Origin of the sequence: Aquabacter sp. L1I39 (genome assembly GCF_017742835.1) — a bacterium.
GTDB lineage: Bacteria > Pseudomonadota > Alphaproteobacteria > Rhizobiales > Xanthobacteraceae > L1I39.
Map to the genome: position 1 here is coordinate 4078810 of NZ_CP072392.1, position 11628 is coordinate 4090437.

The 11628-nt window shown below is 65.7% G+C and carries 8 protein-coding genes; 5 read left to right on the forward strand and 3 right to left on the reverse strand.

All coding sequences use genetic code 11. The features are described from left to right. Positions 1-66: 66 nt before the first annotated feature. Positions 67-1398: a hypothetical protein gene (locus J5J86_RS18475; RefSeq protein ID WP_209100635.1), complete on the forward strand. Its 1332-nt coding sequence runs from the start codon at positions 67-69 to the stop codon at positions 1396-1398. A 12-nt stretch (positions 1399-1410) separates the two neighbouring features. Here the strand turns inward: J5J86_RS18475 and J5J86_RS18480 are convergent, their stop codons facing one another. Continuing rightward, positions 1411-2379 (reverse strand): NUDIX hydrolase, encoded by a 969-nt coding sequence (locus tag J5J86_RS18480; protein ID WP_209100637.1) that lies wholly within the window; start codon positions 2377-2379, stop codon positions 1411-1413. Between the two features lie 162 nt (positions 2380-2541). Between J5J86_RS18480 and J5J86_RS18485 the strand changes: the two genes are divergently transcribed. Continuing rightward, complete coding sequence (locus tag J5J86_RS18485) at positions 2542-3207, forward strand: invasion associated locus B family protein (RefSeq protein ID WP_209100639.1); 666 nt, start codon at positions 2542-2544, stop codon at positions 3205-3207. Positions 3208-3297: 90 nt separating this feature from the next. Here the strand turns inward: J5J86_RS18485 and J5J86_RS18490 are convergent, their stop codons facing one another. Further along, positions 3298-5145: a M3 family oligoendopeptidase gene (locus J5J86_RS18490; protein WP_247657693.1), complete on the reverse strand. Its 1848-nt coding sequence runs from the start codon at positions 5143-5145 to the stop codon at positions 3298-3300. A gap of 211 nt (positions 5146-5356) precedes the next feature. On the opposite strand from J5J86_RS18490, the gene J5J86_RS18495 reads away from it, so the two are divergent. The 3 genes from J5J86_RS18495 (at position 5357) to J5J86_RS18505 (ending at position 10190) form a co-directional block, all read left to right on the forward strand. Next, entirely contained in the window at positions 5357-6028 is a 672-nt protein-coding gene (locus J5J86_RS18495; RefSeq protein WP_209100643.1) for a response regulator transcription factor, read from the forward strand. 128 nt (positions 6029-6156) lie between these two features. Continuing rightward, on the forward strand, positions 6157-8169 hold the full coding sequence (locus tag J5J86_RS18500; protein WP_209100645.1) for a L,D-transpeptidase family protein: 2013 nt from the start codon (positions 6157-6159) through the stop codon (positions 8167-8169). Between the two features lie 428 nt (positions 8170-8597). Beyond that, positions 8598-10190: a DUF882 domain-containing protein gene (locus tag J5J86_RS18505; protein ID WP_209100647.1), complete on the forward strand. Its 1593-nt coding sequence runs from the start codon at positions 8598-8600 to the stop codon at positions 10188-10190. Between the two features lie 279 nt (positions 10191-10469). Here J5J86_RS18505 and J5J86_RS18510 read toward each other — a convergent pair whose 3' ends face one another. Then, the gene (locus J5J86_RS18510; protein WP_209100649.1) at positions 10470-11513 is read right to left on the reverse strand and encodes a hypothetical protein; all 1044 of its coding nucleotides are present in this window, start codon (positions 11511-11513) and stop codon (positions 10470-10472) included. Positions 11514-11628: the final 115 nt, after the last annotated feature.

Here is an 11628-nt window from a genome sequence, read left to right on the forward strand (position 1 = left end):
ACCGGTTGCGCTTTCGGTCGTTGTCACGGGTGAACCTCAGCTTAGCCTGACCCGCCCGGTGCCAGCATGTCTTCTTTCCCCCTTCCTGTCCGCGCCCGCCTGTTGGCGATCCTCTCCACACTCGCCCTGGTCCTGTGCGCCGCCGCGCCGGCCCGGGCGGACTATGTGGGGCGGGTCTATCTGATGCGGGGCCTCGCCAATGTCTTCTCCTACGGGATGGACGACCTGGCGAAGAAGCTGAACGAGAAGGGCATTGAGGCCGAGGTGTATGAATATGGCGTTTGGCAGAGCCTCGCCGACGACGCGGTGGCCTGGTCCAAGGCCAATCGCCGGGCGCCGGTGATCATTGCCGGCCATTCTCTGGGCGCCGATGCCGCCATCAACATGGCCGAGCGCATGACCGCCGAAGGCGTTCCGCCGCGCCTCGTCTTCACCTTCGATCCGGTGGGGGTGACCACCATTGGCGCCGCGCGCGGGCGTTTCATCAATTTCTACCAGGACAATAACGGCTTCGGAAAAGCCCTCACCCCCACCGCCGGCTTCAAGGGAAAGCTGGACAACCGAAACCTCGCGGGGGTGCCCGGGCTCGATCACTTCAACATCGACAAGTCCGCCGCGCTCCATGCGGAGGTGGTGAAGGCGGTGGCAAGCCTCACCTACAGGGCGCCCCGGCCCCGCGTGCCGGAGCCCAAGGATGTGCCGGACGATGCGCCCATGGTCCGGGCGCCGGGCGCCCCGCAGCCCGCCGCCGCGCCCGCGCCCCCGGCCCAGACGGGGCGCAAGGATGTGGTTTCCGCGCCGGAGCCTCTGTCCCCGCCCACCGTGTCCGTGGAGGCGCCCGCGCCGCCGGCCATCGCCCCGGGGCCTGGGTCCCTCACGGCCGTCTCGCCCACGGTGGAAATGGCGGCTCTTCCCATGCCGCCGGAAGCCGCCGGTCTTGCGCCTGACCTCATTCCCCCCGCGCGCGGCGCGGCCGACCCTGTGGCATCCGACGCGGTCCGCGTCGCGCCCGTGGCAGCCACTGCCGCTCCGGTGGAGGCGCCCAGCCTTGAGCCGGTGCTCATGCCCCGCCATGCGCGCGTCGATCCCCCCGCGCCGGCCCCCATCGTCTCGGCCCCTATCGAGATCCAGCCGCTGCGCACGGAAGGCGCCGTCACCGCCGCCGCCCTGCCGGAGCTGCCGGGCCCGGCGGCCGAACCGTCCTTCGATGAGCTGGCGCTGGGCGCGCTGATGCAGGAGGTGTCGCAGTCCGACGACATCACCGCCACCATCGTGGTGCCGGGTCCCGGCGGGGCCGTCTTGGTGCGGCAAGAGCAGGTGGTGGTGACGGCACCGGGCGCCGGTACGGGCACCGAAACCAGCGAGCCGCTGGCCGTTCCTGCGGCAGCGACGCGCTGACTTCACTCCTTTTCAGCGCCGCGCGCCTTGCGTGCGCACGCCGGGTGCGGGGCGCTCCACCAGCACTTCGCGCCGGAAGCGCACGAGGCGCGCCGGCCGCCCGCCGGTGGCCGAGACGGTTTCGCCGGTTTCCTCCACGAGACCTTGCGTCTCCACGAGGCGGCGGAAGTTTTGCTTGTGCAGGAGCATGCCGGAGAGGGCCTCCACCGCCCGCTGCAATTGCAGCAGGGTGAAGGCGGGGGGCATCAGCTCGAACACCACCGGTCGATACTTGATCTTGCCCCGCAGGCGGCCGATGGCGGTGGCGAGGATCCGGCGGTGGTCGAAGGACATGGGCCGGCCAAGCGCGAGGGTGAGCGGCCGGTCCGCCTCGTCGGTGCGGGATTCGGCAACAAGGCCCGCCTCATAAAGCAATTCGTAGCGCTCCAGCACCCGCTCGTCGTTCCATGTGCCGCCGCCGTCGGGAAAGGCGAGGCGTCGGCGCATGCGCCGCACGTCCGCGCTGCGGGCATCGGGGGCAGCCTCCGCCCACGCTTCCAGCGCCGCCTCGATATGGTCGAGCAAAGCCGGGCGTCCGCCGCGCCAGTCTTCCCAGGGAAAGAAGCCGTACCAGTCGAGCCAGGCCGCTTCCGCCTCGCCCGCCGTGCGGGCCTCCCGCACCAAGGCGAGATAGGCCACCGAGAGCGCGCGCGCGCCGGCATCGTGCCGGTCCAGATCGCCGAAGGTGTAGAGCTGCTCCACATAATTGAGCCGCTGGTCGGTCTGCCGCTCCACCCAGGAGCGCAGGCCCGCCTCCAGGGTGCGATGGGCCGGCTCCAGCGGCCCTGACGGCAGTGCTGGCCGCTCGCCCCATTGCAGCGCCAGGACGCGCGGCTCATCCGCCGTCACCGCCAGCACCACCGCCGACAGGTCGATGCTGACGCCGGAGGGCGTCGTCGCGGCGGGGCGGTCTGTGAGGGAAGAGGAGGAGGGATCGCCCATGGCATCCGGGAGGGGAGGGGAACAAGGTCAAAGCTATGGCCCGAAGCGGACCGTGCGGCAATGGGGCGATGGGTGAAGGTGCGCGGAACCTTCTCGCTTGCGCCCCCAGTTGGCTTCCCGGCGGTGGCTCGCTATGGAATTGAGCACCATAGGGGAAACACCATGAAGGCCACCCTGACCGTCTCCGCCCGCCCCGCCTCGGCACCCGCCCGTGCCCTTTCCACGTTCGCCCGCGCCTGCCTCTTGGCGGCCGGCCTGATGCTCGCCGCCGGCCCGGCGCTTGCCCAGGCGCAGGCGCCTGCCGCGCAGCCGGCCGCGCCTAAAAAGCCGGCCCCCGCCCAGCCCGCCGCCCCTAAGCCCGCGCTCGGTGCCCAGGATGACGGCCCCTCCCGCACCACAGCCACCTATGACGACTGGGTGGTGCGGTGCGAGCGCACGGAATTGGCGGGTGGCAGCAAGGTGTGCGAGGCCGCGCAGACGCTGCAGATCGGCACCCAGCAGCAGGGCCTCGTGGCCCAGGTGGTGTTCGGCAAGATCAAGTCCGACGCCCCGCTGCGGCTGGTGCTCCAGCTTCCCGTGGGCGTGTGGCTGCCCGCCGGCGCCCAGCTGACCGTGGGCGATAATGCCAAGCCCATTTCCGCCGGTTTCAAATTCTGCATCCGCGCCTGCATCGCCGACGTGGACCTCACCGCGCCGGAGGCCGCAAGCCTGTCCACCGCCACCGGCAGCGCGTCCATCACCTTCCAGGATCGCAATCAGCAGCAGGTGACCATTCCGGTCTCGCTGAAGGGCCTGTCAGCGGCGCTGGCCGCGCGCGACAAGATGTGAGGCGGATCCGCCCCCTTTACGCCCGCCTTATGAAAAAGGCCCCGTCCACCAGCCGGCGGACGGGGCCTTTTCCTTGCCGCGAGGGAGGCGTCAGGCGCCATCCATCTCCTCAAGCTCGGTGATCATGCGGTCGATGAGGCCAAGGCCGGTCTGCCAGAAGGCCGGGTCCCGGGCATCAAGGCCGAACGGGGCGAGAAGCTCCGCATGGTGCTTGGTGCCGCCGGCGGACAGCATGTCCAGATAGCGCTCGGCAAAGCCGTCGGCCGCCTTCTCATAGACCGCGTACAGCGAGTTCACGAGGCAGTCGCCGAAGGCATAGGCGTACACATAGAAGGGCGAATGGATGAAGTGGGGGATATAGGTCCAGTAGGTCTCGTATCCCGGGCCGAGGTGAATGGCCGGGCCGAGGCTCTCGGTCTGCACCTGCATCCACAATTCGCCCACCTTGTCGGAGGTGAGTTCGCCATTGCGCCGCTCGGTGTGGACGAGGCGCTCGAAATTGTAGAAGGCGGTCTGGCGGACCACCGTGTTGATCATGTCCTCCACCTTCTGGGCGAGCATGATCTTGCGGGCGCGGGGCGTTTCCGCCTGGGCCAGCAGCCGGCGGAAGGTGAGCATCTCGCCGAACACCGAGGCGGTTTCCGCCAGCGTCAGCGGGGTGGGCGCCATCAGTGCGCCCTGCCGGCCCGCCAGCACCTGGTGGACGCCATGGCCCAGCTCATGGGCGAGCGTCATCACGTCCCGCGGCTTACCCTGGTAGTTGAGCAGCACATAGGGGTGCGCGGACGGCACGGTCGGGTGCGCGAAGGCGCCGGGCGACTTGCCGGGGCGCACCGGCGCGTCGATCCAGTTCTTGTCGAAGAAGGTGCGGGCGATGTCCGCCATGCGCGGCGAGAAGGTGCCGTAGGCGCCGAGCACGGTGTCGCGGGCTTCCGCCCAGCCGATCTCGCGGCTCTCCACCTTGGGGAGAGGGGCGTTGCGATCCCAGAATTCCAGCTTCTCCTTGCCGAACCACTTGGCCTTCAAGGCATAATAGCGGTGGGAGAGGCGCGGATAGGAGCCGCGGATGGCCTCCACCATGGCGTCCACCACCTCCTTCTCCACCCGGTTGGCCAGGTGCCGGGAGGAAGCCACATCGGTGAAGCCGCGCCAGCGGTCGGAGATTTCCTTGTCCTTGGCCAGCGTGTTGGTGATGAGGGTGAAGAGGCGGATATTCTTGCCGAACACCTCCGCCAGCGCCAGCGCCGCCGCCTTGCGGACCTCCTCATTGGGGTCCTGGAGGAGGTTGAGCGTGGGCTCGATGGCCAGCTCCTTGCCGTTCACCGTGAAGCGCAGGCTGGACATGGTCTCGTCGAACAGCCGGCTCCAGGCCCCGCGCGAGGGGTTGGACTTCTCGTGGAAGAGCTGCTCGATCTTGTCGTCCAGCTGGAACGGTTTGTCCGCGCGCAGGTCCTCCACCCAGGGCCGGTAATGGCCGAGGGCCAGGTCCGCCATGGCGGTCTCCAGCGCGGCGTCGTCCAGCCGGTTCAGCTCCAGGGTGAAGAACAGAAGATGGGTGGAGGCGTCGGTCAGGCGCTCCTGGATGTCGCCATAGAATTTGGTGCGGACGGAATCGGACGTATCCCCCGCATAGATCAGGCTGCCATATGAGGCGATGCGGCCCAGGAGGTCGTCGATGGCCTCATAGCGCTTCACCGCCGCGCCGAGGGCGGCGCCCGCATCCGGGCCGGCGAGGAGGTCGGCGAGCTTGCCCTTATAGGCCTCCTCGAATGCCTTGCACTCCACGTCCGCTTTTTCGAGATCGGCAGTCAGCGCCGGGGAATCCATGGCCGGGTAGAGATCGGCGAGGTTCCATTCCGGCAGGGCCTCGGCCGTGCGGGCGGCGGCGGCCAGCTCATGGGCGAACAGCTCATGGGCAAAGAGGGCGGAACCGAACATGAGACCTCCGGAATCTGGGCGGACTTTTCCCCCCGCCGGTTCTAGCGCGGCGGGAGGGGCCGCTTCAACGGCACCGGTCGGCGGGCGCATCCGCAATGGAAGCATCCGCCGGCCGGCCGTCCTTCCTTAGATAGGTCTTAACCATCCCACGCCAAGCTCTGTGGAGAATCACCTTCCCGGCCTTGCGCCGCTTCCCCCGAGCGTCCCGTCGATGATGACCTGCCGCACGTCCCCCGTCCGCCTCCTTCTCGTGGAAGACGACCCGCTCGAACGGCGCCGCCTGGAAGGCGTGCTCGCCGGCCTCGGCCATGAGGTGGAGAGCGTCGGCGACGGGGATGCCGCGCTGGCGCGCCTTCTGGGGGAGCGATTCGACGCCGTGCTGCTGGACCTTGTCATTCCCGGCCTCGATGGCATGGGCCTCATCGGCGCGCTCAGGCGGCGCGGCGACGATACGCCCGTGGTGGCGGCGGTGACCGCCGCCGGGCTTGAGGGCGCCGCTTCCGCCATGAAGGCGGGGGCGAACGATTTCGTTGTGAAGCCGGCCGGGGCGCTGCGCCTGAAGGTGGCGCTCGACAATGCCATGGCGCTGGCCGCCGCCCGCCGCGCTGCCGCCTCCAACGTGGTCACACTTCCCGTGGCCCGCCCGGCCGTGGAGGAGGAGCCGGCGGACGCGCTCAGCCTCACCGACCGGCAGGGCCATGTGCGTGCGCTGGTGCAGATCGAGGCGGAAGCCATCCGGGCGGCGGTGTCCCTTTATGGCGGGCGCATGAGCGAGGTGGCGCGCCGGCTGGGCATCGGCCGCTCAACGCTCTACCGCCGCATGGCGGCGCTGGGGCTCGCCAGCGAGGAACCTTTGGCTGCGCTGGCGGTTGCGGCTGAGTGACAGGGTCATGAAATGTGAACCGGCGCCGTGCCTTGTGACTTGAACGGAACGGCGCCGCCCGCATGCTGGAGCACCGGCACTGGGCGGAGCCGGGCGTTGCAATGGAGCGGCCGATGGCCGGGAGTAACATGAAAGCCGGACCCCTTCTGTCTGTGCTCGCCGCCGCCCTGATGGCGAGCGTCGCGCCGGTCCTTGCACAGGTCGCGCCCCCCACCGGCAATGCCGGCATGGGCACGGCGGTGGATGCCGCCCCCTCCGCTGGCGATGGCGCCCCCCATCATCTTCTTGGCGAGGCCCCCGCCCCGGGGGAGGCGAGCGCCCGCGGCGGAGCTGCGGCGGTCACCACGCCCATTACCCCCGCCACACGTCCCCGCGCCGCAACCGCCGTGCCTGCGCCGGCCGTGCCGTTGGTGCCCCACGCCCATGTGGAGGGAGCGCCGCCCCGCCCGCCCGCACCCGCTCGTGCGCAGGCGGACTTCCCCGCGCCTCCGCCCCCCGCCGCCGCCCCGAGCGGCCTCGCGGCAGGCCAGGGCCCTGCTTCTCCCGCCCCCGCTTCGCCCTCCGCACCTCCGGTCGCGACCGTGAAGGCCGATCCGTTGGCGCCCGTTGCGGCGGAACTGGCGTCCCTGCTCTCCCAGCCGGCCACCGGCTCGGCCTCCGCCCAGCGCGAGCGGGAGGCCGTGGCGGCCTTCTATGCGGCGCGCGGCTACGCGCCGGTCTTCATCGGTGAACGCGGGCTCTCGGCGCGCGGGCAGGCGGTGTCCGCCCGCCTCGCCAAGGCCGATGAGGACGGCCTTGATCCGAAGGATTATGGGCTGCCGCGCCTCTCCGCGCCGTCCGATGCGGCGGGGCTCGCCCGCGACGAACTGAAGTTCGCCTCCACCGCATTGCTCTATGCCCGCCACGCCCAGGCGGGTCGGTTCGATCCCGAGCGCATTTCCGGCCTGGTGACGCCGGTGCGGCAGATCCCCGATCCGCTCGCCATTCTCTCGACGCTCGCCACCGCTCCCGATGCGGGGGCTGCGCTCGCCGCCTTCAACCCGCCCCATCCGGGCTACAAGGCGCTCAAGGCCAAGCTGGCGGATGCCCGCGCGCGGCCAAAGGCCCCCTCTGTCCATGTGCCGCCAGGGCCGACGCTGCGCCCCGGCGATGCGGATCCGCGCGTCGCCGCCCTGCGTGCACGGCTGAACGTGGCTTCCGCCCCCCTCGGCGGGCAGATCTATGATGCTGGCCTCACCGAGGCGGTGCGCCGCTTCCAGACCGACAATGGGCTGGACGCCGACGGCGTGGTGGGCGCCGCCACGCTGGAGGTGCTCAACCGCTTCGACGGCTCGCGCAGCCGCACCGATGACATCATCGTCAATATGGAGCGCTGGCGCTGGCTGCCGCGGGATCTGGGCACCGCCTATGTGATGGTGAACATTCCCGAATATATGGTCCGCATCGTGGATGGCGGGAAGGTGATCCACCAGGCGCGCGTGATCGTGGGTAAGCCGGACACGCCGACCCCGCTTTTGACCCGCGACATGACCTATGCCGTGGTCAATCCCTATTGGAACATCCCGCCCACCATCGCCCGCAAGGAGATGCTGCCCAACCTCCAGCGCGATCCCTATTACCTGGCGCGCCAGGGCATCGAGATCACACGCGGGGGCAAGGTGGTGGATCCCACCGCGGTGAATTGGGCGAATGGCCTGTCCGGCTATTCGTTCCGCCAGCCGCCGGGTGAGCGCAATGCGCTGGGGCGCATCAAGTTCATGTTCCCCAACGACCATTCGGTCTATCTGCACGACACCTCCTCGCCGCGCCTGTTCGCCAACGAGAAGCGGGCCTATTCCCATGGCTGCATGCGGGTGCAGGACCCGTTGAGCTTCGGCGAGGTCATCTTCGGCCTCGGCATGCGCGATGACAGCTGGACCCAGGAGCGCATCGGCAAGATGTTCGGGGGCGCCGAGCGCTATCTGACCTTCAAGCAGAAGATCCCCGTCCACGTGGTCTATTTCACCGTCTGGGTGGACGAGACCGGGGTGTTGCGCGGGCGGGACGACATTTACGGCATCGACTCGAAGATGCGCGAGCTGCTGCATCTCGACACACCCCAGCACCTGGCCGCCGGCAAGCCCACCGCCGCCACCCGCTGATCGCCGTCTGTTCCAAGAGCCCCGCGCGGCGCCCGCCGCGCGGGGCTTTTTGCGTCCGTGGTCGGGATTTCAGCCCTTCGCACCTGCGAAAAGGGGGCGCCATGGGCCGTCCGCCGCGGAGGCGGACCGGACATGAACGCCCCGTTAACGAAGCTTGCATGGAGCTGTGTCCTCAAGTTTCCGCTGCACGTTTTCGCCACACTGTGTCATTAATCACACTCGCGTGACCGAGGCGAGCGGGCGGGACCCCGCAAACCGAGGTCTGGGGGCGCGGGGCGTACACACGCCCTTAACCGAACCCGACAAGACTCTTCTGAGCTTCGCGCCGCGCGCTGCTATGTGCGCGGCACCAGTCCGATCTGAGCCTCGGGTTCGAGACATTGCCCCTTCACCGTCTTTACGCCCGCTTTGTGCCCTCCAAACGCCTCATGCTAGGCGCGCGGACGCGGGCCGTCATCGCCGCCGTCACCCTCTTCATGTGCGGCACCACCGCACTGCAGAATGCGGTGGCCAATGGCGACACCCGCACCCTCTACCTGCTCAACATGAATACGGGCGAGGGCGGCACCTTCACCTTCAAGAGGGAAGGGCGCTATGACGAGGCGGTGCTCAAGAAGCTGAACTGGTTCCTGCGCGACTGGCGCCGGGACGAGCCCACCAATATGGACCCCCAATTGTTCGACCTCGTCTGGGAGGTCTATCGGGATGTCGGGGCGTCCGAGAGCATCCATGTGGTGAGCGGCTATCGCTCCCCCCAGACCAATTCCATGCTGCGGTCCCGTTCCAAGCTGGTGGCCGAGCAGAGCCAGCACATGCGCGGCAAGGCGATGGACTTCTACATTCCCGGCGTCAGCATCACCGATCTTCGGGTGCTGGGATTGCGCATGCAGCGCGGCGGCGTCGGCTTCTATCCCACCGCCAACACCCCCTTCGTGCACATGGACACCGGCGGCGTGCGCCACTGGCCGCGCATGACCCATGACCAGCTGGTGCGTGTGTTCCCCGACGAAAAGACCGTCCACATTCCCTCCGATGGCAAGCCGCTGGCCAATTACAAGGTGGCCCTGGCGGAGCTGGAGGCACGCGGCGGCACCGCCGGCGGACCGGACGAGGAAGATTTCGGCTCCGGTCTGAAGAATTTCTTCGCCGCCCTGTTCGGTGGCGGGCGCAAATCGGCCGAGCCCTCCGGCGCCGAGGACATGAGCCCGGCGGAAGTGAAGGCCGCCGCCCGCAACGCCGCCAAGGGCGGGACGCAAGTGGCGTCCGTCGGCCCCGCCCAGGGTGGCGCCTATGTGGCCAGCGCCGACGACGACGATACGTCCGCCGCTCCGTCCTCGGCGCCTGCCGCCGCGCCGGCGCGCGCGGATGCCGGCCGCGCCGGGGCCCGGATCGCCGCCACCCCGGTGCCGTTGCCCATCCGCGCCCCGCAGCCCAAGGTCACCACCGTGGCCCTCGCGCCCGCCCCGCTGCCTTCCGCACGGCCGGCGGAGATCGCGGCAGCCATCGTGACCGCCCAAGCGGTGCTGGCGCCTTTGCCCAACGCGCCACTGCCTTTGCGCCGTCCTTCCACCGCGGATGCGAGCCTCCAGGCGGCCGATCCCATCCAGACCGCCTCCATTCCGCCGCTGCCCGCCGTCATCACCCGCGGCACCGGCACGCCGGAAGGCGCGCTCTCCTTCGCGCCCTCTGGCGACATGATCGGCGGTGCGCCCAACACCATCCTCAGCCCCAACCTCCAGCCCATGCCCCAGCGGCCGAGGGAGCGGGCGCGCACGGCGGAGGTGCCGTTCGGACGGGTCTTCACCGCGCATAATTTCTCGTTCGAGCCCTATATGCGGGCGCCGGAAATGCGTGTCATGACCCAGTTCATGACCGCGCCGAAGGAAGTGGTGGCCACCGGCTTCAGCGCCGATCCCACGGCAGGCCTGTCCACCAATCGCTTCTCCGGACCCGCCATCGCGGCTATCCCGGTCTACGCCTTCGCGCCCTCCAGCGTGCGGCTGACCCAGCGGCTCCAGTGACATAACGGCGTCAACCTTTTTTAGGGGCGACGTCTATGGTGAGGAGGGGCCGTACTGCTGAGTGTATACTTGAGTGTGTGAATTGATTAAAATTGCAGATAGCGTCATCCCCTTTGCGAGGGGTTAAAGTCAGGCCCCTCCGTGAATGTCCTGCACCGCGTGAAAATCGCTGGAATGTATCTAGTCTTCGGGGGAGGTGTGTTATTTCGGAGGTTGAGAATGCCGTTAATCTCACCGGATAAATCCGCTCGAGATTGAAGGGGATTGAGATATTATAGGTTATTGAGTGGACCGACCTCGGTCGAGTGCTCCAGAGCTGATTGCTCGTTTATTGAAGAATTTCGTAAATCGATCTAAATATTCAAAGCATCTAGTGTGCCTTTCGCTGAAGAATAGCTTTTCGGAGTCTTCGTCGGATAAGCCATCTATACTATAAGAAATTTCTGCCACTCGCTCCATTGTAATGTCGATATAAACTTCGCTAAAAATCTCGATTTCCGATCTGGATATTTTTACATCAATAGTTCCTTTTATTTCCTCTATTATTAGGCAAACTAGGGTGTCTGCGGTTGCTAAATTCATTATCTGTCTCATTTGATCGCCGAAGTAATTCATATATTGGATACATAACTCCGGAAGTTTCGGTGAACTAAATGTAAAATACTCATTTTCGCTTTGAGGTGATGATGTAGAGAAGTAAGCGCTCATTAGTGCTAGCATGGTTTTTTTGTAATTTTTGAAATTATCGATCATAATTGATGGACTTTGAGACGAAATTATAAGATGAGAAACTATTCTGTCGTTCAATTGTGGAAAAAGTGCGGGATTCTGTTTTATAAAATCAATTGGCCTCCAGAGCTCTGGAAATGTAGGCTCAATTACAATTATAAGGGGTAGGTAGATCTGGTCCTCGTCGCGATGATTGGGTATCGGAAAGCCTTTTTCGTTGAGTTGTCCTGTCGTTGATCTGCAGGCGTTATAAAATTCCTGTTCTCGTAAAAGGCGAAGAACGTGATTTATCGATAGATAATTAGAGTACGTAACGACCTTCGCATTATTGACTAGCTTGGACATTTCTTTTTTTTCATCTTCTAATCTTTGTTGATCCATCTGGGATATAAGCAATAGAATTGATATAGTTCCTCCAATTATTGAGGCGGCAATTTGACCTAATAGAAGGTGTGATATTTCCCATTTATTTTGATTTTTAGGGTCTGTTGCAATCTTATATGCAGATATTTCTGCCGCTGCATAATAGCAATATATTAAGTAAATGCATGTGATTAATGCCAATATAAGGAGAAATTCTATCGTCATTCCCATTGAATTAATCTTTCTATATTGATTTTTGTAGAATTGTCATTTTTTGTGGGGTTAAATCACAGAATTGTATCCATGGTCGCATATAATCTTTGTTCATCGGACAAAACGCAAGCGG